Origin of the sequence: Bradyrhizobium sp. CCGB12 (assembly GCF_024199845.1) — a bacterium.
Taxonomy (GTDB): Bacteria; Pseudomonadota; Alphaproteobacteria; order Rhizobiales; family Xanthobacteraceae; genus Bradyrhizobium.
In genome coordinates, this window is record NZ_JANADO010000001.1 from 3,851,053 (window position 1) to 3,878,032 (window position 26,980).

Here is a 26,980-nt window from a genome sequence, read left to right on the forward strand (position 1 = left end):
GTCAGCCGCGCTGCGGCCGCAGCAGCCAGATGAGATAGGGCCCGGCAAGCATCATTGCGAAAATGCCGGCGGGCATCTGGAACGGGAAGATCACCATGCGTCCGGCCCAATCCGCCGTAACCATCAAGGTCGCCCCGATCAGCGCGGCCAGCGCCGCCTGATGCAGCGCGCGCTGCGCGCCCATCATCCGCGCCATGTGTGGCGCGATGAATCCAACCAAGCTCAGAAGACCCACCATCAGCGTCGCCGTTGCCGTCAGCAGCGCCGTCAGCAGCATGATGATGATGCGGCTCCTCGCCAGCGAGATGCCGACCGATCGCGAGGTTGCCGGTCCGAGCGGCAGAATGTCGAGCCAGCGCGACAGCATCGGCACCATGATCAGCAGAATGAGCGCCGCAGCGGCAAGGATCGCGGCCTCGGCCGGACCGATCTGGTAGAGCGACCCCGTCAGCAGCGACAGCAACGTGCCGATGCGTGGATCACCGGTCGCCAGCGCCATGGCGATGACCGCGCCGAACGCCGCGCTCATGGCGACGCCGGCCAGCAGCACGCGTTCCGGACTGAACTCGGACCGCCTGCTGAACAGCAGCACCAGCGCCAGCACGATGAAGGCGCCGATCCCGGCCGCCGCGATCTGCGCCAGCCGTGTGTGCGCGGGAAAGAGATAGAGCAGAACGATCACGCCCATCGCGGCGCCATAGCTGATGCCCATGACCTCCGGCGCAGCCATCGGGTTTCCGGTCATTCGTTGCAGCAGCGTGCCGGCGACCGCCAGCGTCGCGCCCGCGGCCAGCGCCGACACCACGCGCGGCCAGCGCCACGGCCAGAATTCCTGCAAGCCGGACAGCCCGCTCCAATGCCAGCCGTCTGAGCCGACCCCGAGGGCGAGCGCGATCCAGACGGCGAGCAGCAGCAAGGCGAGCGCGAACAGGATCACGCGCCAGGGGTGATCGAGACGCGGCGGGGCGGATGGCGTAAGGCTTCCCATCGGCATGGCGGCCCGCAGCCGTGGCAGCAACACGAGCAACATCGGTGCGCCGATCAGGGCCGTCACCGCGCCGGCCGGCATTTCGCGATACCCCGGCGGAATCAACATCACCAGTTGATCCGTCAGCCACAGCAGCAGGGCACCGCAAAGAGGCGCCCAGATCAACCGGTCGCGAAAGCGGCGCGCGCCTGACAGCATGACGATAGCCGGTGCGGACAGGCCGACAAATCCCATGACGCCGACCACGCTGACCACCGAAGCGCTGAGCGCGATCGCGATGACGAGCGCGCAGACCCGTGCTCTCGTCAATCCGAGACCCAGATTGCGCGCGGTCTCGTCGTCGAAGCCGAGCAAGGTCAGCGGACGAACCATCGCCGCGATCAGGACGATCGAAATCAGGAGCCGCGGCGCCAGGAACGTGACGTTGCTCCAGTCCTGCTGGTTGAGGAAACCGGCGCCCCAGATGAACAGCCCGATCAGATATTCGTGGTTGAGCAACACCAGCGCCTGGGTGGTCACAGCGCAGTAGTAGCTGACGATCAACCCCGCGAGGACCAGGACGACGGGTGACAGCGCACGTTTCCAGGTCAGCCCGAACACGCACAGGAACGCGGCGAATCCGCCGAACAGCGCAATCGACTCCCGGCCGAAGGCCAGCAGCGACGGCGCCCACAGCGTCGTCACGGCCAGCGCCAGATAGGCGCCATTCAGGACACCGATGGTGCTCGGTTCGGCGAGCGGATTGCGCAGCACCTGCTGACAGACGGTGCCGGCGAGACCGAGGGCTGCGCCGGCCAGCAGCGCCACCGCGACGCGCGGAAACACGGTGTAGTGCACGAGCATCTGCTGCGGATCGGTGATCTCGGGCCGCCACAACACCGGCAACCAAGCGCCGGCGGGCAGATATCCGGACAGATTGCGCCACGTGAGCGCGGCCGCGGCCGCCACTAACAACCCGATCAGTATCACCGGATGCATGTCGAAGCCGGACCGCGCCGGCAGCGCATCAACCTTGCTCATGAGTTTCCCGCGGCAGACGTTCGGCGAGAAGACGGGCGAAACGTTCGGCCGCCGGCACGCCGCCATAGAAGAACTGATTGCCCAGGACCGTCAGCCGATGCGACCGAAGCGACGGCAGGGTCTGGAGCACCGGGCTTGCCTTCAGCAAGGCCTCGACGTCGGCGACCCGCGAGGTCATCAGGACCAGTCGCGCGTCCGGAACCGCGGCGAGCACTTCGAGCCCCACACTGGTATATCCCCACGGACCACTCTGTCCGGTCCAGGCATTCTTCAATCCGAACTGATCGAGCACCTCCTGATAGAGGCTGTTCGGACCGAACACGAGCGCACGATTGCGCGCGATCTCGCTGACGAGATAGAGCGGCGTACCTCCGCGGTCTCGAAGCCGCTCACGGTAGTCGGCCATGGCGACGTCGAAGCGCGCGAAATAGGCTTCGCACGCCCCCTGCACCCCGAGACGCTTCGCAAGCTCCATCGTCGAACGGCGTGCCGTGTCGAGAGGATGCCCGCCGGGTCTGAAGATCGTGAACATCTCGACCGGCGCGACCAGCTTGAGGCGGGGTGTGGCGGCCGCGATGCTGGGATCGATGACGATGACGTCTGGCGCGAAGCTCTGTAGCAGCTCGAGATTTGGCTCCGAGCGCAGACCGATCTCCTGCACGCTGGACGGAATGGCCGGCTCGACGACGAGCCGACCATAGCGTTCGATTTCCGGAATCACCAGCGGCACCACGCCGAGCGCCAGTATCGTCTGCGCGCAGGCCCAGCCGAGCGCGGCAACGCGGAGCCCGGATTGCGGCCCGCCGGTCTGGGCAAATGCCATCGGCCATGCACCGGCAAGTGCGGCTCCGCCAATCGCCGCACCCGTGCCGAGAAACGCGCGGCGGGACAGCCTGTGGTCTGGGACAAATTTGCTCATGGGATGCGTTTCAGGAGCCCCTTGCAGAGAGGCCGCGGGACTATGACAGTCATGACATACCCTCGTTCACGCCGCATTTCCATATCAAGCCGCCCTTTCTCCAGCGGAGCGAAAAGCACCGGCCAGCGCCTGCCCGATCGCCGCCCTCGCCTGCAAGGCATCGGCCACGACATTCCCCATCCGCAGGAATTCATGGATCATGCCCGGATAGACGCGCAGGTCGACGGGAACGCCGGCCGCGCTGAGGCGTGTCGCATAGTCGCGCCCCTCATCTACCAAGGGATCGAACTCGGCGAGGACGATGAACGCGGGAGCCAAGCCCGATAAATCCTTCACGGCGAGCGGTGCGAAGCGCCAATCGTCGCGATCGGCATCGTCGCGGAGATATTGCCGGAAGAACCAATCGACGGTGCTGCGCTCCAGGAGATGGCCGGTGCCATATCGGTCGTAGGACGCGGAGGTCTGCCGGGAGCTGAGGCCGGGATAGGCGAGAACCTGAAGCACCGGCTGCGGAAGATCCCTGTTTGTCCGGGCTTCGATCGCGAGCGCGGCGGCAAGCGTCCCGCCGGCGCTGTCGCCGCCGACGGCAACGCGGCGCGCATCGAGCCCGATCGCGCGGCCCTCGCGGCCGATCCAGGCCAGCGCATCGACGGCGTCCTCGAAGGCGGTCGGAAACTTGTGCTCCGGCGCAAGCCTGTAGCCGACCGACAGCACGGCCGCGCCACTGTCCTCGACCAGACCGCGGCACAATGGCTGATGCGAATCGAGGCTGCCGACGACGAAGCCGCCGCCGTGCATGTAGAGAAGGACCGGGACCGGATTGCGATCGCTCTGCGCCTCGCTCGCGTAGAGCCGCGCCTCGATCGTCGCGCCATCCCGCGTCGGCAGCGCAAGACGCCGCTCGCAGGCGAGCGCCGGCGGATCGACATCGAGCAGCGGCGAGGACGCATCGAAGTCGGCCCGCGCCTGCGCAGCGGTCAATTGCGGAAATGGAATGCGCGCGCCGCTTTCGGTACCGGCCTGCACCATCTCGAGCAGTGCGGCAATGTCTGGATCGAGACTCAAGGGCTTACTCCGCCGGTTCCGGAACCGTGTCCTGCGTGGTCGTCGACGCCGTCGCCGGCACGAGCAGGCCGCAGATCTCGTCGAGCAGGCCGGCATGCTTCAGGATCGTGAAATGGTTGTCACCTGCGACGCCGCGGTCGATTGCCTTCGGCAGTTGCACGCTCAGCCGATCGCGCTGCGCCAGGCGAACCGACGTCCACCAGCAGAGCGGCGTGGCTTCGAGGCCACGCGGCAGCGTGGCGTTTTGCGCCAGCCTGTTGAGATGCCGTCCGACGGCGAAGGCGGCGGATAGGTCGTCCGCGCCGAGCGATGCGTCGTCGGCCCGCACTCTCCTGTCCTGCTCCATGATCGCCGCGACAAGATCGCGAATGCTCTCCGGCGTCTCCGCAAGGTCGGCGCCCTTCGCTGCCTCGACCTTGGCCTTGATGCCAGAGGCCGCAGCATTCGGAAGAACCGCCGACAACAATCCGGCGAGGTCATCGGCCCAGTGAGCGATCGTCTCTTGCCCGCTCGATCCATCCGGCTGCCGCGGCACGAAGCTGTCGACCATGGCAAGACAATCGACGCGCGCACCGCCGCGTTCGAGTTCGGCCGCGACGAGACTGGCCAGAAGCCCTCCCAGCGACCAGCCGACCAAGCTATAGGGGCCGCGTGGCTGCATCCGCCTGATCTCCGCCGCGTAGTCCACGGCCATCGCTTCGAGCGAGCTGTCGGTCCACGACGGATCGACCAGCATCCTCGACTGCAGGCCGATCACCTGCCGCCGCCCTTCGAGGCGGCGCGCCAGCGGCCCATAGTCGAACACCGTGCCGAAGCCGCCATGCACGCAGAACACCGGATCGACGCCGCGAACCCCAGCATTCAACGGCAGCAGCGCCGATGGCGCCGGCGCGACGGCGGATGCCGCGGTGGCGCGGCCGGCGAGCAGCGCGCGGATCGTCGGCTTCTGAAGCAGGTCACGCAATTTAATCTCGATTCCGAACGCTTTGTCCTGGCGGAGCCGTGCCACGACCTTGAGGCACAGAATCGAATTTCCGCCGAGCTCGAAGAAATTGTCGGTCACGCCGACCTGCGGCACCTTCAGAATCTCGGACCACAGACGCGCCATCGCCGTCTCTGCCTGGCCTTGCGGCGCGACGAAGCTTCGCATCGTCGCGTCGGGGGCCGGCAATGCACGCCGGTCGATCTTGCCGCTCGACAATGTCGGCAGCCGCTCCAGCACCATGATCCGTGCCGGCACCATATAGGCCGGCAGGATCTGCTTCAGGAAGCCGGTCAAGCGCTCGGCCAGCGCCTCGGCCGCATCGGGCGCGGCATCGCCGGCCGACTTCGGCGCAACATAAGCGACGAGTTGATTTCCGGACGCGCCCGGCACCGCCACGACCGCCGCCTGCGCGACCGCCTCAAAGCGAAGCAGCGAGGTCTGGATCTCTCCGAGCTCGATCCGGAAGCCGTTGACCTTCACCTGGTCGTCGCTGCGGCCGAGATATTCGACGGTGCCGTCTTCGCGCCATCGCGCCAGATCGCCGGTGCGGTAGAGCCGCGCTCCCGGCACTGCCGAGAATGGATCAGGCACGAACCGCTCCGCTGTCATGCCGGCCTTGCCGTGATAGCCGCGCGCCAGCCCGAAGCCGCCCAGATAGAGTTCGCCGGCGACACCGGCAGGAATGATGTCGAGCGCACCATCGAGAATGTAGGCGCGGCGATCGCCGACGGGGACGCCGATCGGCGCATAAGGCGTGTCGCATTCGGACGTGCCATCGACCTTCCAGACCAGCGGCGTAACGACGGTTTCGGTCGGGCCATAACCATTGATCAGGATGCCCGGTTTGAGAACGCGTCTGACCTTGTCGAACCCGGCCTTCGGCATCGCCTCGCCGCCGAACGAATAGAGCTTGACCAGCGGCGGGTTGCCGTTCTGCTCGACGCATTCCGCGACCTGCTGGAGATAGGCCGGCGGCAATCCGATATGGCTGACGCGATGGGCGTGCAGTTGCTCAACCGTCTGCTCCGGCGTCCACAATTCGGCGTCACGCATCAACAGCCGCGCGCCATGCGACAGAACCGTCAGCCAGCGCTCATGGGCGCCGTCGAAGGCCAACGACAGGAAATGCAGCTCGCAGGAGCTTTCGTCGATCTCGTAGAGACTGCCCGTGACGTGACAGTGCATCGCCAGCGGCCCATGCGCGACGGCGACGCCCTTCGGGGTCCCGGTCGAGCCCGAGGTGTAGATCAGATAGGCAAGGTTTTCTGGATGCAGCTCGAGTTGCGGCGCATGGTCGGGTCCTGCGTCGAAATCGAATGTGGGAAGCGAGATTCTCTCGACACCATCCGGGTTGTCCTCGATCTCGAGCCGTCCGGTCAACAGCAACGCAATTGCGGCATCGCGCATGACGAACGCACGCCGCTCGGATGGCAGCTCAGGATCGAGCGGAACGTAAGCACCGCCTGCCTTGAGCACGGCCAGCAGCGCGATCATCGTGATCTCGGTTCGCTCGACCACCACGCCGACACGCTGCTCGGGTCTGAGCCCGCGGGCAATCAGGTGATGGGCCAGGCGGTTGGCCCTGCGCTCGAAGTCCCCGAACGACAGCACCGAGCTGCCGATGGTCAGCGCCGTTCGCTCCGGATGGCGCCGCGCATGACTGCTGATCGCCGCGTGCACCGCCGGCATCGGAGCACTTGACGTGGCGCTGCGATTGCAACGATCCGCAAGCGCCGTGTCGACCTCCGTGACGGGATCGATGCCGCCGAGCAAAGCCGTCGCGTCCTGCGTCAGCGCTGCCAGCAAATGCTCGAACTGGGTCTTTACCTGAATCGCCTGCGCCGCGGTGAAATGGCTCGGCATATAGGTGTATTCGACCTGAAGCGTATCTTCGACGAGCACCGACAGGTCCATCGGATAGTTCGTCACGTCGACATTCTTCAGGCCGCTGAACTGCAACGCGCCGGCCCCGCGGTGCATGCTGCGTTCGATCGGATAGTTCTCGAAGACGATGATGCTGTCGAACATCGTCTGACCGGCGCGGCCGGCCCAGCCCTGGATGTCATAGAGCGGCGTATGCTCGTAATCCCGGATCGCCGCATTGCGATCCTGAAGCGCCCGCAGCCATTTTCCGATTGAACTGGTGGGCGTAAACGTTTCGATCACGGGCAGCGTATTGATGAAGAGTCCGAGCATCTGCTGCGATCCGTCGAGGCTGGCCGGGCGACCGGCCACCGTCACGCCGAAGGTGACGGTGCTCTGGCCCGTATAGCGCTGCAACAGCAGCGCCCACACGCCCTGGACGATGGTGTTCAATGTGATCCGCTCGCGACGCGCAAACGCCTTCAGCTCCGCGGTCGCCGTCTCTTCGAGACGCGTGTAACAGCGTTCGTGGCCGGACGCCTGATGGCGGCGCGCACCGAAGGCGTCGGCGAGTTGCGTCGGCTGATCGAAGCCCTTGAGCTGTTCGCGCCAGAAAGCTTCGGCAGCCCCGGCGTCCTGCGCCAGCAGCCAGGCGATGTAGTCGCGATAGCGCGTCGCGTTCCCAGCGGGAGCGCCGCCGTAATAGCACTCCAGGACTTCTCCGACGAACCTGGCTGAGCTCCAGCCGTCCATCAAAATGTGATGATAGGTCCAGATCAGCCGGTAGAAGTCGTCCTGGAGCCGCAGCAGCCGCACCCGCTGGAGCGGCGGCGCCTGGAGATCGAATTCGGCGGCGCGCTCCTCGGCAAGGGCTGCCGCAATCCGTTCGTCGTCGGTCGTCTGACCGCGCCAGTCCTCCTGCTCGAACGGCGTGACGACGTCGCGATAGACGGCTTGCAGCGGAGAGCCGGAGAGCTCGCGCCACAGGAAGCCGGTCCGAAGCATCTGATGGCGCGCACTCACCTCGCGCCAGGCTTTGCGGAGGCGTTCGGGGTCGAGGCCACGGATCTCGACACTTACCTGGTTGACGTAGACGCCGCTGCCGGCATCGCGCAGGCTGTGAAACAGCATGCCCTGCTGCATGGGCGACAACGGATAGACGTCCTCGATGCGGCTCCAGTCAAGACCAAGCCGCTCGAGCTGCTCGCTGGACAATCCCGCGAGCGAGCCGCGTTCTGATGCCTCGTTCCTGCCGGGGCCGACGTCGCGCGACAACGCCGCAAGCGCCTCGATCGTCTGATACCGGAACACATCGCGCGGCTCGATGAGCACGCCTTCGCGCCGCACGCGGCTGACCATTTGCAGCGAGATGATGGAATCACCACCGAGCTCGAAGAAATTGTCGGTAACGCCGATTTTGGGCTGGCGCAGCAGGTCGGCCCAGATCGAAGCCAGTGCCGCCTCGGCCGGCGTGCGCGGCGCGACATGTTCGATGGACGTCGCGAGCTGGTCCGGCGCCGGCAGCGCCTTGCGATCGATCTTGCCGTTCGGCGTCAGCGGCAAACGCTCCAGGACGACGACCCGCGCCGGGACCATGTAGTCCGGGAGCATCGAGGACAACGCCGTCTTGAGCACGGCCCCATCCAGCGCTTCGCCGCTGACATAGCCGACCAGCTGGCGGCCGGCACCGGCCTCGCGCGCCACCACCACGGCCGCGCGGACGCCATCCTGCGCCTGCAGCCGCGCCTCGATCTCGCCGAGCTCGATGCGGAAGCCGCGGATCTTCACCTGGTGGTCGGCACGGCCGACATAGTCGAGCACGCCGTCGGAGCGCCACCGCGCCACGTCGCCGGTGCGATACAGCCGCGCGCCCGGTGCACCGAACGGATCCGGGATGAAGCGCTCCGCCGTCAGGGCGGCGCGTCGCCAATAGCCGCGCGCCAGCCCGGCGCCGCCGATATAGAGCTCGCCGGCAACGCCGACCGGCGCCAGGTTGAGATCGCCGTCGAGAATGAGCAGCGTGGTGTTGCCGATCGGGCCGCCCAGCAGCGGCCGATCGTCCGCCGCATCGAGCCGGTGACGTGCCGACCACACCGTGGTCTCGGTCGGGCCGTACAGGTTCCAGACCTCGCCGGCCTGCCCCACCAGCCGCCGCGCCAGATCCGGCGGCAGCGCCTCGCCGCCGCACAGCACCCGGCAGCTTGCCAGCAGCGAAGCGCCGTCGTGATCGACCAGCATGCGCCAGGTCGATGGCGTCGCTTGGATCAAGGACACGCCATGCCGCGCCACGAGCGCCTTCAGCCGCGCAGGATCATGCGCAGCCGCACGATCGGCCAGCATTACGCAGGCGCCGATCGTCAGCGGCAGCCACAGCTCCAGCACGGCGATGTCGAAGGACAGTGAGGTCAGGCCGAGCACACGATCGCCGGCCGTCATGCCCGGCTGCTCCGCCATGGTCGCCAGAAAGTTCGTCACGGCGTCGTGGCGGACCATCACGCCCTTGGGCAGGCCGGTCGAACCCGAGGTGTAGATCACATAGGCAAGGCTCTCGGCGTGAACAGCGACATCGAGATTGCCGGCATCCCCGCCCTCGCCGTCCTGCGCGTCGAGCAGCCAGGCCTCGGCCCCGGTCTCTGCCAGCACCGCGGCGAACTGACCGCGCAATTCCCTTTGCGTCAGCACCAGCGCCGCGCCGCTGTCCCGCAGCATGTGCGCCAGCCGCTCCGGCGGGTAATCCGGATCGAGCGGCAGATAGGCCCCGCCGGCCTTCAGCACCGCCAGCAGCGCGACCAGCATCTCGACGCCGCGGTCGAGCGCCAGCCCGACCACGGTATCGGTCCCGACGCCGTGATCGCGCAATCGCCGCGCCAGCCGGTTGGCACGCGCGTTCAGCGCGGCGTAACTCAGCTCCGTCCCGCCGAACACCAGCGCCACCGCCTCGGGCGACTTCCGGACCTGTGTCTCGAACTGTGCGACAATTCCCTCGCGCGGTTGATCTCGTCGCGTGTCGTTCGCCCGTGCGAGCAGGACGACATCCGCGGGATCGCGGGCCGCGATCATGCCGACCGGTCGATCGGCATCGATGCTCAGCGCTTCCATCAGCCGCACAAAGGCCCGCTGTAACCGCGCGATCTGTGCCTCGTCGAAATGCTTGCGCTGATAGTTGAAGACGAGGCGCAGGCGGTCATCGACGCCGACGCTTGCGAACAACGGATAATTGCTGGTCTCGACGATTCGGGTCTCGCCGACCTGGATCTGCCGATTCGTCCCGTTCAGCGCGTGATCAACCGGGTAATTCTCGAACACGAGGATGCTGTCGAACAGCGGCCGTCCGGGACGCCCCGCCAGGCGCTGGATTTCGTAGAGCGGCGTCGCGCCGAAGTCGCGCAAGGCCAGATTGCGATCCTGCAATTCGCGCAGCCATGCTCCAACAGTTTGCTGCGGGCTGACACGGTCGACGACCGGCAACGTGTTGATGAACAAGCCGACCATCTCTTCGGCGCCGGCGAGCTCAGGCGGCCTGCCCGATACGGTGACACCGAAGCAAACCGTGCGCTGCCCGGTCTGCTGTCGCAGCAACTGCGCCCATGCCGCCTGCACCAGCGTGTTCATCGTGATCCGCTCGCGCGCCGCAAACTCCTGCAACCGTCCAGTCAGGGCAGGATCGAGCTCCAGCGCAAGCATGCCGTGGCCAGACGATTCCGTGCCCGCCCGTTCGGCCAGGCCGTCGGCCAGGAAACTCGGCTCGTCCAATCCTGCCATCGCATTGCGCCAGAACGCCATTGACGCGTCGCCATCGCGGCTCTTCAGCCACGCGATGTAGTCGCGATAACGGTGCTGCAATGCCGGCAGACGTCCCTCGCCGTTGTGCCGCATCACCTCGGCGATCAACCGCGCCGAGCTCCAGCCGTCAAGCAGGATGTGATGGTGCGTCCAGATCAGCCAATGCCTTTTGTCACCGAGCCGGATCAAGCGGACCCGCTGCAAGGGCGGCCGTGACAGGTCGAATCCCGCGGCCTGCTCCTGCCGCGAGATGTCGGCCAGCGCCGCGTCCAATTGCGCCTGGTCCCATGCTGCAACCCGCGCCCGCCAGTCTTCCTCGGCAAAGGGCACTTCAGCCCGTCGATAGACGACCTGTTGCGGCGCGCCGGACAAATCACGCCAGACGAACCCGGTCCGCAGCACCGCATGGCGATCGCTGGCCGCCTGCCAGGCGCGGCGCAGCTTTCCTGCGTCCAGGCCGCGGATCTCCGCTGCGACCTGATTGACGTAGAGCCCGCTCTCACCGTCGTGCATCGCATGAAACAACATGCCCTGCTGCATCGGCGACAACGGATAGATGTCCTCGATCTCGCGCCAATCGAGCGCGAGCCGGTCGAGCTCGGCCTGACCGAGCCCCGACAATGCCACGTCGGACGGCGTCAGGCCGCAGGCGCCGCCGGTGCAGTGATCGACCAGTTCACGCAATGCAGCCTCGTACAAGGCGGCCAGTCGTTCGACCGTCTCGCGCCGATAGCGCTTGCGACCGAAGCCGAACGACAGCTGTAGCCGGCCATCACGCACCGTGCCGTTCACGCTCAGCCAGCGTCGTAGCGCGCTTGCTGCATCGCGCGACGGACCGGCGCTTTCCGCCGCCATCGTGAACAGCGCCGCCTCATCGACACCGCCATCGATCTGGCCGAGATAGTTGAAGGCAATCTTCGGCTCACTGACATTCGACAGCGCCATGCGCTGCTCTTCGGAGCCAAGATGGCGCAATACGCCGTAACCCAGCCCGCGACCGGGAATGCCGCGGAGCTCCTCCTTCACGGCCTTGATCAATAGCGAGGACTCTTGCGAGCCGCCGGCCAGCCGCACCGGAAAGGCCGTCGTGAACCAGCCGACCGTGCGCGAGAGGTCGAGATCGCCAGAGAGGTGCCCGCGGCCATGCCCCTCCAGTTCGACCAGAACATCATCCTGCCCGCTCCACCGCCAGACGGCGCGTGCGAGGCCGGCAAGAAGAAGGTCGTTGATATGCGTGCGGTAGGCCGACGGCGCATCCGTCAGCAGCCGATGCGTCCATTCGCCATCGAACGACAGCAGGACTTCATCGGCATCCGCAATGCGATCGATGCCGGCATGATCGTCGTCGCAGGGAATCTCCGCATTCGCGCCGCGGCCGGTCCAGTAGGACAGTTCCGTCGCCAGTTCTGGCGATGCAGCGTGAGCCTGCAAGCGCTGTCCCCAAAGGGCGTAGGCGTGGCTCTTCGGCGGAAGCGCGACCGTGGCATCGCCCTGCGCAAGCTGCGCGTACGCGGCCGCGATGTCCTCGAGCAGAATGCGCCATGACACGCCGTCGACCACCAGATGGTGGATCACGATCAGAAAGCGCTGGCTGCCATCGGCGACATCTATCCCGACCGCCCGCAACAGCACCCCGCCGGAGATCGACAGGCTTGCCTGCGCCGAGGATGCCAGCGCCGTCACGGCGTCCCGGTCCGCCGCGCCCCGGACCCAGAGCAGCGCATCCGCGGCCGGAGCAGCACCGTGCTCGGCGCGCCAGCCCCCCTGGCTCTCCTCAAAGCGGAGGCGCAGCGCGTCATGATGATCGACCACGGCGGCGAGTGCGCGCCGCATCAGGTCCCAGTCGAGGCGATCTCTCGGCTGCAACAGCACCGCCTGGTTCCAATGATCCCGCTTTTCCATGTCTTCCGCAAAGAAGCGGGACTGAATCGGCAGCAGCGGATGCGGTCCTGTGACCTGCCCCTGATCCGCGAGCGTCCCGGTGCGCTGCTCGGTCCGCGCCGCGAGCGCCAAAGCTTCCAGCGTCTGATGCTGAAACACGTCGCGGGGCTCGATCAAATATCCGGCGCGCCGGGCGCGGCTCACCATCTGGAGCGAGATGATGGAATCGCCGCCAAGCTCGAAGAAATTGTCGGTGAGGCCGACGGCCGACCGGCCGAGCAGTTCGGCCCAGATCGCCGCAAAGGCCGTCTCGGCTGGAGTGCGTGGCGCCTGATGTTCCGCATTTCCATAGCCCATGTCGGGCACCGGCAGCGCTTCGCGATCCACCTTGCCGCTCGGCATCAGAGGCAGCCGCTCCAGCACCGCAATTCTCGGCGGCACCATGTAATCGGGCAAGACGGCCGACAGTGCCATCCGCAACGCGGTCTCTTCCAATTCACCCGAGCCGCTGACATAGCCAACGAGCTGGCGGCTGGCGCCAACCTCTCGCGCCACCACGACGGCGGAGCGAACGCCGGGCTGCGCGAGCAGCCGCGCCTCGATCTCGCCGAGCTCGATGCGGAAGCCGCGAATCTTGATCTGATGATCCGCGCGGCCGACATAGTCGATCGCACCGTCGGTCCGCCAGCGCGCCAGATCTCCCGATCGATAGAGCCGCTCGCCGGTCTTGCCGAAAGGATCGGGAATGAAGCGCTCCGCCGTCAGCTTTTCGCGCCGCCAATAGCCTCGCGCTAACCCTGCCCCGCCTATGAACAACTCGCCGGTCACGCCTGCCGGAACCATGTTCAGATCGGCGTCGAGGATGCGGATCGTCACGCCGGGAATGGGCCGTCCGATCGGCACGCGCGCCGCACCCTCGTCATGGCAATTCCAGTAGGTGGCGTTGATGAGGGCTTCGGTCGGACCATAGCGATTGTCGAACCGGACGTCGGGCAACGCCGCGAAGACGCGCGACATCAGGTCGAGCGACAGCGCCTCGCCGCCGGCAAAGAGGCGCTTGAGCGAGGTGCAGCGTGTCGCGCCGGGCTCGGTCACGAAATGCTCGAGCATCTGCGGCATGAAATGCAGCGTCGTCACGTCATGGGCGATGACGGCATCCACCAGCAGCCGCGGCTCGCGATGTGCCCCCGGGGCCGCGATCGCAAGCCGCGCGCCGGTCGCGAGCGGCCACAGAATCTCCCAGACCGAGACGTCGAAGCTGAACGGCGTCTTGTGCAGCAAGGTCTCGAAGGTATCGAGACGATACTCTGCCTGCATCCAGCCGAGCCGAGCCGCAAGCGCGCGATGCGAGCAGGCCACGCCTTTGGGTACGCCGGTCGAACCCGAGGTGTACATTACATAGGCCAAGTCGTCCGGATGACGCGCGGCATCAGGGTTGTCGGCGGACTCCTCGATGCGAGATACACCCTCTCCATCGATGGTCCAGGCCTCGGTGCCCGCATCCGCGATCACCTGCGCCAGGTGCGGGAGCAACCGTTCCTGGGTCAGCACCAGCGCTGCCCCACTGTCGCGCAGCATGTGAAGCAGGCGATCTGACGGGTAATCGGGATCGAGTGGCAAATAAGCGCCACCGGCCTTCAGCACGGCCAGGACACCGACGATCAGTTCGACACTGCGCTCGAGCGCCAAGCCGACCAACCGGTCGCGACCAATCCCGTGATCTCGCAACCGCCGCGCCAGGCCATTGGCACGCGCGTTCAGTTTGCCATAGCTGATCTGCTGGTCGCGGAATACCAACGCGATCGACGACGGCGAAGCCGTGGCCCGCCCTTCGATCTGCGCGACGATGCTGCCGTCATATGTCGGAGCCCTCTCGACGCTGCCGCTCCAGCCGAGCACTTTCTGCGTCTCGTCGGCATCGAGACCATCGAGCACGCCAAGCGGCCGCGACGCGTCCGCGGCGATCCTGGCCAGCAGCCGCGACAGCGAGGCTTGCAGATATCTGACCTGGTCGTCATCGAAACGGCTGCGGTCGTAGCGAAAGCCCAGATTGATGCCGTCGGACTTGGCGAACACGGCCACCGTCAGCGCATAATTGGTGATCGAGACCTGGTCGACCCGGCCGAACCGGCGGCCGCCTTCGCTCTCGCCTCGCAGCGCCTGATCGATCGGGTAGTTCTCGAACACGAGAATGTTGTCGAACAGCGCGCGCCCGGATCGCCCGGCGAGGCGCTGAATTTCGTAGAGTGGCATCCAGCCGTGATCGCGCAGGTCCGTGTTGTGCGCCTGGAGGTCGCGCAGCCACGCCCCTCCTTCGGTTTGCGGGCTTGCCTGATCGACGACGGGCAGCGTGTTGATGAACAAGCCGACCATGTCCTCGGCCCCGTTGATCTCGGCAGGTCGGCCCGATACCGTCGCGCCGAAGCAGACCACGCGCTGGCCAGTGTGGCGACGTAACAGCAGAGCCCACGCGCCTTGCACCAGCGTGTTCAGCGTGACGCGCTCGCGCCTTGCGAACGCTTGCAGGCTTGTCGTGAGCTCGGCCGTGAGAAGCAGGTCCAGCGAGCCATGGCCGGATGCCCCCCTGGTTGCCGGCCCTCCCAGCGTGTCCGCGAGGAAGCTGGGCTCCTCCAATTCGACCAGCGCGGAGCGCCAGAACGCCGCCGACGCCTGGTGGTCCTGCTTTTGCAGCCACTCGATGTAATCGCGATAGCGGCCCTTCACGGCAGGCAAGCGCTCGCCGCGCTCGTGCTGCAAGATCTCGGCCACGAGACGCGCCGCGCTCCAGCCATCGAGCAGGATATGGTGGTGCGTCCAGATCAGCCAGTGGCGTGCGTCGTCGAGCCGGATCAGCCGCACCCGCTGCAGCGGCGCCTGCGACAAATCGAATGCCTTGGCGCGCTCGGCTTGCGAGACGCGCGCCAGCGCGGCCCGGAGCTCTTCGTCGTCCATGGCGGCCGCCTGCGCGCGCCAGTCCTCTTCCTCAAAGAGCAAAACCGCAGAGCGGTAGACCACCTGCTGCGCCGCCCCCGACAGGTCCCGCCACGCAAATCCGGTTCGCAGCACGGCGTGCCGCGCGCTGACCTCGTGCCAGGCTGCTTGCAGCCGGCCGGCATCGAGGCCGCGGACCTCCAGGCCGATCTGGTTGACATAGTTGCCGCTCTCGCCGTCACGCAGAGCATGGAACAGCATGCCCTGCTGCATCGGCGACAGCGGATAGATATCCTCGAGTTCACGGCAGTCGATCGTTGCAACCAGCGCGTCGAGATCAGCCTGCTTCAAGTCCGACAATGCGAAGTCCGACGGCGTCACACCGCGGGCGCCACCCGTGCAGTGGCCCACGAGTTCGCGCAAGGCCGCAGCATAATGCTCCGCAAGACGTTCGATCGTTGCTCGCCGATAACGCCTGCGGCCATAGCTGAACGACAAGCGCAATTGTCCTTCGCCAACCTGGCCGTTGATGCTCACCCAGCGGCCAAGCGGCGCGCGCTCGCTGCGCATCGGCCCGGAACTCTCGGGCGCGAGGCGGAACGGCGCGCTCTCACCCATGCTGGAATCGAACTGGCCGAGATAGTTGAAGACGATGCGCGGCTCAGGAAGCGCCTCCAGCGCGCTGCGCTGTGCGTCGGTGCCGAGATGACGCAGGACGCCGTAACCCAGCCCGCGGTTGGGAACGGCGCGAAGCTCCTCCTTGACGGATTTGATCAGCGCAGCATCGTCGCCGGAACCGCCCGGCAGGCGCACCGGAAAAGCCGTGGTGAACCAGCCAATGGTGCGGGACACGTCCACGCCCGCGAAGACGTCCTCGCGGCCATGGCCTTCAAGCTCGACGACGACATCCTCTATGCCGCTCCAGCGCGATACGGCTCGCGCAAGCGCTGCCAGCAGGAGATCATTGACCTGGGTGCGATAGGCGGATGGTGCTTCCTTCAGCAGCCGCGCGGTCAACCCCGCGTCGAATGTCAGCAGGATTTCCTCGCCGTCGGCAACCCGGTCGACCCCCCCATGATCATCGTCGCAGGGAAACTCGGAATGCGATTGGCGTTCAAGCCAATAGCCAAGCTCGGCCGCCAGCTCGTCGGTGCGGCCATAAGCCTGCAATCGCGCGCCCCAGGATGCATAGGGCTCGCTCCTCGCCAGCGCGACCGCAGCCGCGCCTTGGTGGAGATGATCGTACGCCGACGCGAAATCCTCGAGCAGCACGCGCCACGACACGCCATCAATGACGAGGTGATGCACCACCACCAGAAGTCGCTGGCTGCCGTCCGCAATGTCCATACCGACCACACGGAGCAGCGGCCCGGCCAGCGCCAGGCTGGCCTGGGCTTCAGAGGCGACTTTCGTGATTGCGGCAGCGTCACGGACGTCACTGCGAATCCACAGCAGTTCCGACGTCGCCGGCGGCGAGCCATAGGTCGCACGCCAGACGCCATCAACGTCCTCGAAGCGCAGGCGCAACGCCGCGTGATGGGCCACGAGAGCGGCGACCGTACGTTCGACGATTCGCCAATCGAGCCGCGACTTCGGCATCAACAGGACGGCCTGATTCCAGTGATGGCGGTCCCCCACATCCTCGCCGAAGAACCGCAACTGGATCGGCAGCAACGGATGCTCGCGGCCCTCGATATCGCCTTCCGGGGCGACATCTTCCGCCCGGCCTTCACTCCGCGCCACCCGCGCCAGATCCTGCAAGGTCTGATGCCGGAAGACGTCGCGCGGTTCGATCGGCAGGCCCGCCTGGCGGGCGCGGCCAACGAGTTGCAGCGAGATGATGGAATCGCCGCCGAGCTCGAAGAAATTGTCCTCGACACCGATGACGGGCTGGCCGAGCAGCTCGGCCCAGATCGCGGCGAGCACCGTCTCCGCCGCCGAGCGCGGCGCGATATGTGCGGCGGTCGCCGGGGGCATCTCGGGCGCCGGCAGGGCGTCGCGGTCCACCTTGCCGTGCGCGGTGAGCGGCAGACCCTCGAGCCGTACGATACGGGCCGGCACCATGTAGTCGGGCAGCTCGGCCGAGAGTGCCGCGCGCATCGCCGCTTCGTCGAACGGTCCATCGCCGGCGACATAGCCGACCAGCTGACGGCTGACGCCGGCTTCGCGGGCAACGACGACAGCCGACTGCACGCCGACCTGCCGCATCAGCCATGCCTCGATCTCGCCGAGCTCGATCCGGAAGCCGCGGATCTTGACTTGATGATCGGAGCGGCCGGCATATTCGATCACGCCATCGGCGCGCCACCGCGCCAGATCGCCGGTGCGATAGAGCCGCGCGCCCGATGCGCCAAAGGGATCGGGGATGAAGCCGGCGGCCGTCAGTTCGGCGCGCCGCCAGTAACCGCGCGCCAGCCCCTCGCCGCCGATGAACAGCTCGCCGGTCACGCCGACCGGAACGATGTTGAGATCGCCGTCCAGAATGTAGGCCGAGCGACGACCTACCGGACGACCGATCGGCGCGTAATTGCCGTCGATCTCCTCGCTGGCATCGACCTTCCAGACCAGCGGCGTCACCACGGTTTCGGTCGGCCCGTAACCGTTGATCAAGGTCCGCGGCTTGAGCGCGCGCTTGACCTTGTCGAAACCTGCCTTGGGCATCGCCTCGCCGCCGAACGAGTAGAGCTCCACGGGTGGCGGATCGCCACGCCACATCGCAAAGTCGGCGAGCTGTTGCAGATAGGCGGGCGGGAATCCGGCGTTGGTGACGCGCTGCCGACGCAGAACGTCGATGGTCTGCTCCGCCGACCACAAATCAGCGTCGCGCATCACGAGCGCTGCGCCGCAGGTCAGCGCGGTCCAGAGCCGCTCATGGGCACCATCGAAGGTGAAGGACAGGAAGTGCAGCTCGCGCGACTGCCGGTTCATGTCGTAGAGCCCAGCGGTCACCTCGCAATGCATCGCGAACGGTCCGTGCTCGACCGCGACGCCCTTGGGGATGCCGGTAGAGCCCGAGGTGTAGATCACATAGGCAAGGCCGGTCGCGGACACCGCGACTTCGGGATCGCTTTCACTCCCGCGCGCAAGGTCGATCGCATCGAGCGGAACGACCTCGATGCCTGATGGCGGCGGCATCAATGCCGAACCATCCGCATCGACCAGCACGATACGCGCGCCGGCATCGCGCATGGTGCCGGCCTGCCGCCTCACCGGATGCTCAGGATCGAGCGGCAAATAGGCGGCGCCCGTCTTCAAGACGGCAAGCAGGGCCACAACGAGACGTGGCGAGCGCCGTGCCGAAACGCCGACGAGGTCGGAGGGCCGGACGCCGAGGCGCATCAAGTAGTGCGCGAGGCAATTGGCGCGGCGGTTGAGCTCGACATAGGTGATTTCATCGTCGCCGAAGACCAGCGCCGGCGCATCGGGCGTCTCGGCAGCCAGCCGTGCAACCGTCCGGTGCACCGGCGTGAACTCTGTGTCTGTCGTTCCACCCACCGCGTCGTTCCATTGGCGTAGCCGCTCCAGCTCCTGTACGGAGAGCAGCGCCACATCGGCGACCGATTGTGTGTCGTCATTGACCATCGCCTTCAGGATCGTGGTCCAATGCGTAGCAAGACGCTCGATCGTCGCCGCCTCGAACAGCGCCGTCGCGTAGGTGAAGATGGCGCGGATTTCACCCGACGGCCCCTCGTCGGTGTCGAGCGCGAGGTCGAACTTGACCGTATCGACCTCGGTGTCGATCTTCTCGATCTGGAGGCCGGTCCGGTCGGGCGGATTGCCCGAGGCCCGACGGCGCTGGTGATTGTAGAGGACCTGGAAGAGCGGATTCTGGCTCAAGCTGCGCGTGGGCTGCAGGATCTCGAGCAGTCGCTCGAACGGAAGATCCTGGTTCTCCTGTGCCTCGATCGTGGCCGAATGGACCGCCGCAATGAAGTCCGCGATCCCAGCCCGACCGTCGATCTGCGTACGAAGCACCTGGGTGTTGACGAACAAGCCGATCACACCGCGCGTTTCGTCGCGGTGCCGATTGGCGACGGGCACGCCGATATTGATGTCGGACTGGCCCGTGTAGCGATAGAGCAGCAGCTTGAAGCTCGCCAGCAAGACGACGAACAGTGTCGTGCGGTGTCGCCGCGCCAGGCCGCGCAAGCCATCGGCCAGCGCCGGATCGAGCGGAATGCGGCGTGCTGCCCCCGCAAGGTCCGGGACCGCCGGCCGCGCCCGGTCGATCGGTAGCTGGAGCACGGCCGGATCGGCGAGACGCCTGGTCCAGTAGTCGACCTGTCGCTCGCCGTCGACCGCGCTCATCCAGAGCCGCTGCCATTCGGCGTAGTCGGCATAGTCGATCTCCGGCTCCAACAAGGCCGGTGTTTCACCGCCTGTAAATGCTGCGTACAGCTTCCAGAACTCGTCGACCAGGACCCCCATCGACCAGCCGTCGGTGACGATATGGTGCAGGCTGACGACCAGGAAGTGATCGCCCTCGTTCAGCGTCAGCAACGTCACGCGCATGAGCGGGCCGGCTTCGAGATCGAACGGCAGCGAGGCTTCCTGCCGCGCCAGCGAACGCGCCTGCCCTTCGCGGTCATCGCCGTCGAGGGGCACATGCCGCAATATGACTGGTTGCGGGTCGCGTATGAATTGCTCGGCTATCTCGCCTTCCTGCCGAAACACGGTGCGAAGCGCAGCGTGACGGGCAACGAGCGCATCGAACGCCTGTTGCAACGCGTCCGGTCGCAGCCTGCCGCGCACGCGCACCGTCGCCGAGATGTTGTAAGCGGCACTGCCCGGATCCATCCGCCACAAGAACCAGAGGCGCGATTGTGCAAAGGACAGCGGTGCCCGCTGGCGCTCCTGGCGCACGATCGGCAGCATGGCGAGATTGACGCCCTTTGCCCCGAGCTGCGACAGGAATGCGCGCTGCTTGCCGGCATCAAGGCGCATCAGGCGCTGTGAGATGTCGCGCAGCTGCTGCTTTTGCGTGCTTGCCGTGTCACTCATCGGACAGTTCGACTTCCTTCAACATGTCGAGCATCGCAGCGATGTCGTCGCTGCGCTTGTCAGTCTCGCTCCCCAGGCCCAACGCAGCCGCCATGGTTTCAACGGTCGTCATTTCAAACAGACGGTTGAGCGGCAGGTCGTGGCCAAGATCGCGCTTGATGCGGCTGACGAGCTGGACGGCGATCAGGGAATCGCCACCGAGCTCGAAGAAATTGTCGGTGACGCCGATTTTGGGCTGGCGCAGCAGATCGGCCCAGATCGCGGCCAGTGCCGCCTCGGCCGGCGTGCGCGGCGCGACATGTTCGATGGACGCCGCGAGCTGATCCGGCGCCGGCAGCGCCTTGCGATCGATCTTGCCGTTCGGCGTCAGCGGCAAACGCTCTAGAACGACGACCCGCGCCGGGACCATGTAGTCCGGGAGCATCGAGGACAACGCCGTCTTGAGCGCCGCCCCATCCAGCGCTTCGCCGCTGACATAGCCGACCAGCTGGCGGCCGGCACCGGCCTCGCGCGCCACCACCACGGCCGCGCGGACGCCATCTTGCGCCTGTAGCCGCGCCTCGATCTCGCCGAGCTCGATGCGGAAGCCGCGGATCTTCACCTGATGATCGGCACGGCCGACATAGTCGAGCACGCCGTCGGAGCGCCACCGTGCCACGTCGCCGGTGCGATACAGCCGCGAGCCCGGTGCACCGAACGGATCGGGGATGAAGCGCTCGGCCGTCAGGGCGCCGCGCTGCCAATAGCCACGCGCCAGCCCGGCGCCGCCGATATAGAGCTCACCGGCCACGCCGACCGGGGCCAGGTTGAGGTCCCCGTCGAGAACGTAAAGCGTGGTGTTGCCGATCGGGCCGCCGAGCAGCGGCCGATCGTCCGCCGCATCGAGCCGGTGGCGGGCCGACCACACCGTGGTCTCGGTCGGGCCGTAGAGGTTCCAGACCTCGCCGGCCTGCCCCACCAGCCGCCGCGCCAGATCCGGCGGCAGCGCCTCGCCGCCGCACAGCACCCGGCAGCTTGCCGGCAGCGAAGCGCCGTCGTGATCGACCAGCATGCGCCAGGTCGATGGCGTTGCCTGGATCAGCGACACGCCGTGCCGCTCCACCATCGCTTTCAGTCGCGCAGGATCATGCGCAGCCGCACGATCGGCCAGCACCACGCAGGCGCCGATCGTCAACGGCAGCCACAGCTCCAGCACCGCGATGTCGAAGGACAGCGAGGTCAGCCCGAGCATGCGGTCAGAGGCCGTCATGCCCGGCTGCTCCGCCATGGTCGCCAAGAAGTTCGTCACGGCGTCGTGGCGGACCATCACGCCCTTGGGCAGGCCGGTCGAGCCCGAGGTGTAGATCACATAGGCAAGGCTCTCGGCGTGCACGGCGACATCGAGATCGGCGGCATCCCCGCCCTCGCCATCGAGCAGCCAGGCCTCGGCCCCGGTCTCTGCCAGCACCGCGACGAACTGACCGCGCAATTCCCTTTGCGTCAGCACCAGCGCCGCGCCGCTGTCGCGCAGCATGTGCGCCAGCCGTTCCGCCGGATAATCCGGATCGAGCGGCAGATAGGCCCCGCCCGCCTTCAACACCGCCAGCAGCGCGACCAGCATCTCGACGCCGCGGTCGAGTGCCAGCCCGACCACGATATCGGTCCCGACACCGCGGTCCCGCAATCGCCGCGCCAGCCGGTTGGCACGCGCGTTCAGCGCGGCGTAACTCAGCTCTGTCTCGCCGAACACCAGCGCCACTGCATCGGGTGACGTCCGGACCTGTGTCTCGAATTGTGCGACGAACGAATCTTGCGGAAGATGCGCCTGCGTCCGATTCCAAGCCCCCAGCAAGAGCTGGCGCTCCTCGGCAGGCAGGATGTCGAGCTGTCGGACCGGCGCGCGCGGCGCGTGGTCCAGCGCCTCCGCCAAGCGATCAAGCGCCTGCTGCATCAAGGCGCAGATGCGATCGGCCGAGAGCGGGCGAACGATCTGAGCGGTCAGGCCAAGCGCTTGACCATAATCCTCGACGGCCAGCATCAGGGGATAATTGGTGCGCTCTTCGCCACCAAGCCATTCGATGCCGGAGCTATCCCTGTCGGCGGCCAAATCGGCCGGCATGGCATTGTGCCGATAGTTCAGGATCGAGCTGAACAGAGGCGCCGGCGCCGCGACGCCGCTGCATCGCTGCGCAAGCGCCAGCGAGGCGTGTTCGTGCGCCATCAGTCCGGTCAATCGGCGATGTGCATCACGAACACTGTCCTCAACCGCGGTATCATCGAGATCGAGCCGCAGCGGCAAGGTGTTGATGAACAGGCCCATGGTGCGATCGCCGCCGGCGCCAGCCTGCATGCGACCGAACAGGACGGTGCCGAACACGACGCACTCGCGCCCGCTGGTTCGCGCCACCACCTGTCCCCAGGCGAGATGACAAAGGCTGGCGAGGCTGACGCCGAGCCGTCGCGCTTGAGCACGAAGCCTTGCGCTCAGCTGGTCGGGCAGCATCCGCCGGGCTTCCACAACGCCACCGCCATCGCCGTGCACCCGGTCGAGACCAAACGGCGCGGTCGGCTCATCGATGTCGGCGAGCATGCCGCGGAAGAAGCGCTCATGCTCCACGGTTGCTGCCGAGCCGCGCGACTGTGCCACCAAGCTCCGGAACGGATATGGCGACGGCAACTCGTGGCTGCGCCCGGACAAGATCTTTCCGACCTCGTCGTGCATCACCTCGAGCGTGGAGTGGTCGCCGATCAGGTGATGCAGCAGGACCAAGAGCAACCAGCGCCCGCCCTCGGGATCGGCGGCGACGGCAAATCGCAGCAGCGGCGGCTGGCCGAGATCGATCCGCTGGAGACGCGGGTCGAACCGTCGCGCGAGCTGCTCATCTGCCGGGCCTTCGCCATCCAGCACGACCTCGCTGACAACCAAAGGCGCGCGCCGCCAAACCACCTGTGCCGGCGTGGACAGGCCGTTCCACACGATGGACGTTCGCAAGATGTCATGGCGGCCAACCACCTGCCGAACCGCGTCGAGATAGCGATCAAGCAGGTCGCGGTTGGCAAATGCCATCCGACCAACCAGCAGATATGGATCGCCCTCCTTCGACAGCAGGTGGTGGAAGAGGATACCATCCTGAAGCGGCGACAGGCCGTAGATGTCCTGGATGTTGGCGACGCCGCCGGGAACGTCGGCCACGATGCTGTCGACGTCGGATTGCGTCAACGCGATCAGCGGCAACAAGTCGGGCGTGATCGCCGTCGTCTGCGGCGTGATCCGGTTGACCGGAATGTCGGCTTCGCCGCCGCCATCGAGGTTGGCGGCAAAATCCGCCAACACCGGCTTTGCGAACAGCGTGCGCGCATCCGCTCTCAGCGCATGCCGCTGCAACCGCTCCAGCATGCGAACCGCAAGCAACGAGTGGCCACCGAGCTCAAAAAAGTGGTCGCTGCGCCCAATCCGTTCGACGCCCAAGAGCTCGGCCCAGACGTTCGCTACGATTTTCTCGACCTCGCCTCGCGGCGGCTCGAAGCGGCGTCGCGCAAACGCATCGTCCTCCGGCGCCGGCAGCGCCTTGCGGTCGACCTTGCCGTTCGGTGTAAGCGGCAGCGCATCGAGGCGTACGAAGGCTGACGGCACCATGTAGTCCGGCAGGCACGCACGCAGATGCTCGCGCATCGCGCCGGCAAATTCACCGGCATCGAGCCCGGCCCCGTCGCCGTGACGCGCGGCCACATAGGCGACCAGCCGCATCTCGCCCCCATGATCCCGTTGCACCAACACGACGGAATCGGCCACGTCGGCGTGCTCGTTGAGCCGAAACTCGATCTCGCCGAGCTCGATGCGGAAGCCCCGTATCTTGACCTGATGGTCATTGCGGCCGAGAAACGCGATATTGCCATCCGGCAAATAACGCCCGAGATCGCCGGTGCGATACATGCGCCCATCGGCATCTCCGTGGAAGGGATCGCGCACGAAGCGCTCCGCCGTCAGGTCGGCGCGATTGAGATAACCGCGCGCAACCCCGACCCCGCCGATCCAGATTTCGCCGACCGCGCCGAGCGGAACGGGAGCACCGAAGCGGTCCAGAAGATAGATCCGCGCATTCGGCAGCGGGCGACCGATCGGGGCAGCGTCGCCGTCGAAGCCCGGCGGCCGCAGCCAGCTCGTGGCGCAGACCGTTGCCTCCGTCGGCCCATAGCCGTTGAAGACAGCGGTGCCGGGAGGCAATCCCTTGATCAGCTCGGCCCTGGGCAATTCACCGGCGAGAACCAGAACCCGCAGCGAGGCCAAGCGGTCGAGATCGGCACGCCCGTGCAGCATCGCCGGCGGCAAGGTCGCATGCGTAATCGCGTTCTCGGCGAGGAACCCGAGCAATTCCGAGGTGTCCTGATGTTCTCGCGAGCCGGCCAGAAACAACGTGGCGCCCGAGCACAGCGCCATGACAATTTCCCAGATGCTGGCATCGAAGCTGAACGATGCAAATTGCACGACGCGACTGTGCGAACTGACCTCGAATAGCGTCTGTTGCGCCAACGCCAGATTCACCAGGCCACGGTGCTCGATCATCACCCCCTTCGGCCTGCCGGTCGAGCCGGAGGTGTAGATGATGTAAGCGAGGCTTCGCGAGGTCAGTCCTTTGACAAAGTCGGTCGGATCCGCCTGCGCTGCGACGGCGGTTGCGCTCGTTTGGGGGTCGACGATCTCGCAGGTCCCGTGCGCGAATATCGCGCTTCCCGCTTCGTCAGCGATCAGCACTTTCGGCCTGGCGTCGTCGACAATCTGGCGCAGCCGCTCCGCCGGATAGGCGGGATCGAGCGGCAGGTAGACACCGCCCGCCTTCAGCACGGCCAGCAGGCTCACCACCATGGCGATGCCGCGCGGCAGACAGATTGCGACAGGCTGGTCCGGCACCACGCCCAAGGCCATCAAGCGCTGCGCAAGCCGGCTCGCTCTGGCATCGAGGTCGCCATAGCTCAGGCGAACGCCATCGTACACCAGCGCGACGCCTTCCGGCGTCCTTCTCGCCTGCTCCGCAAACAATTCATGAATGCAGCGTTCGGAGGGAAACGGCGCGGCGGTCTCGTTCCATGTATCGAGAACGCGCCTGCGCTCCTCCGCACCAACGATATCAATGCGATCGAGCACCTGGTCCGCATCGGCAACCATGGCCCGTAGCAAAGACAACAGATAGTCCCGGTGGCGCCTGATCGTCGCCTCGTCGAACAGCGCCGTCGCATAGTTCAGGGAGCCGACGATACGTCCGTCCATCTCGCCGAGGCCAAGCTCGAGATCGAATTTGATCTGCTGAAGCGGGATATCGGCGGCCTCGGCCTTGAGGCCGGGCAGCTCGATGGCCATCGTCTCGTTGCTCTGCCAGGCGAACACGACTTGAAAGACCGGCGTCTGCTCCAGCCGTCGCAGCGGCTGAGCGATCTCGACGACCTGCTCAAACGGAAGATCCTGGTGATCCTGCGCGGCAAGCGCCGCGGCGCGCACGCGGCGGAGCAGTTCGGCGACGCTGGGCTCGGCCGAGAGATCGACGCGGACAGCCAGCATGTTGACGAAGAACCCGATCAGGCCCTCGATCTCGGGCCTGTTTCGGTTGGCGGTCGGCGTACCGATCACGATATCCGTCTGCCCGGAGAGCCTCGACAGCACCGCCGCCCAGGCCGCCAGCACGATCATGAATGGGCTGGCGCGGTGCGACTGGCCCAGCCGCCGGACGCCGGATGCCAGCTCCGCATCGATCTCGATCGGGAAGGACGCCCCGGCGAGTGACCTGACCGGCGGCCGCGGCCTGTCCGTTGGCAATTCGAGCACGGCAGGGGCATCCGCGAGCGCCTGTCTCCAATAGTCGACCTGCCGCTGCAATCGCTCACCGGACAGCCATTTCCGCTGCCAGGCGGCATAGTCGGGATACTGGATCGCCAATGGCGGCAGCGACTCGTCCTTGCCGGCGGCGAAAGCTCGATAGAGAGCACCCAGCTCGCGCACGAGCACACCGATCGACCAGCCGTCGGACACGATGTGATGCTGGGTGAGCAGGAAGAGATATTCCCGTTCTTCCGTCCGGATCAGCCGGCCACGGATCAACGGTCCCACCGCGAGATCGAACGGCGTCGCAGCCTCCTCGCGGCAGAGGCGCGCGAGCTCCTGCTCGCGGTCGTCCCGGCCACGCAGATCTTCTTCGAGCAGGGGCACGCGTTCGTGAGCGGGCAGCAGCATCACACGTGGCTGTTCGTCAACCACGCGAAAGACGCTGCGCAGCGCTTCGTGGCGCGCGAATACGCGGTCGACGCTCCGCCGCAACGCTTCGACGTCGAGCTCGCCCGAGAGCCGCAACGCGCCTCGAATGTGATAGCTGGAATTGGCACCATCGAGTTGCGCCAACAACCAAAGCCGTTGCTGCGCAAAGGACATCTCCAGTGATCCGTCGCGCGCCACCACGGGAATCGCTTCAGCTCCACTCCTGCCGGCATTCCTCCCGCGGTCCCTGGCGAGCGAGACGAGCTTCCTCATCTGCGCGGAATCCAGATCTCGCAAACTCGGCTTTGCCGTGTCAGCCAT

Annotated in this window: 5 protein-coding genes; all 5 read right to left on the reverse strand. The window is 66.5% G+C overall.

The window, feature by feature from the left end:
* Nucleotide 1: 1 nt before the first annotated feature.
* The 5 genes from fhuB to NLM27_RS18440 all read right to left on the reverse strand — a co-directional run bounded on the left by fhuB (nucleotide 2) and on the right by NLM27_RS18440 (nucleotide 26,980).
* Entirely contained in the window at nucleotides 2–2,008 is a 2,007-nt protein-coding gene (gene fhuB, locus NLM27_RS18420; protein WP_254144655.1) for a Fe(3+)-hydroxamate ABC transporter permease FhuB, read from the reverse strand.
* Entirely contained in the window at nucleotides 1,995–2,927 is a 933-nt protein-coding gene (locus NLM27_RS18425; RefSeq protein WP_254144656.1) for an ABC transporter substrate-binding protein, read from the reverse strand. Before NLM27_RS18425 ends, fhuB begins: the two co-directional genes overlap by 14 nt.
* Before the next feature lie 84 nt (nucleotides 2,928–3,011).
* Nucleotides 3,012–3,992 (reverse strand): alpha/beta hydrolase, encoded by a 981-nt coding sequence (locus NLM27_RS18430; protein ID WP_254144657.1) that lies wholly within the window; start codon nucleotides 3,990–3,992, stop codon nucleotides 3,012–3,014.
* Nucleotides 3,993–3,996: 4 nt separating this feature from the next.
* Nucleotides 3,997–20,436, reverse strand: a complete 16,440-nt coding sequence (locus NLM27_RS18435) for a non-ribosomal peptide synthase/polyketide synthase (RefSeq protein ID WP_254144658.1) — start codon at nucleotides 20,434–20,436, stop codon at nucleotides 3,997–3,999.
* Entirely contained in the window at nucleotides 20,429–26,980 is a 6,552-nt protein-coding gene (locus tag NLM27_RS18440) for a non-ribosomal peptide synthetase (RefSeq protein WP_254144659.1), read from the reverse strand. The genes NLM27_RS18435 and NLM27_RS18440 overlap by 8 nt, the downstream gene beginning before the upstream one ends.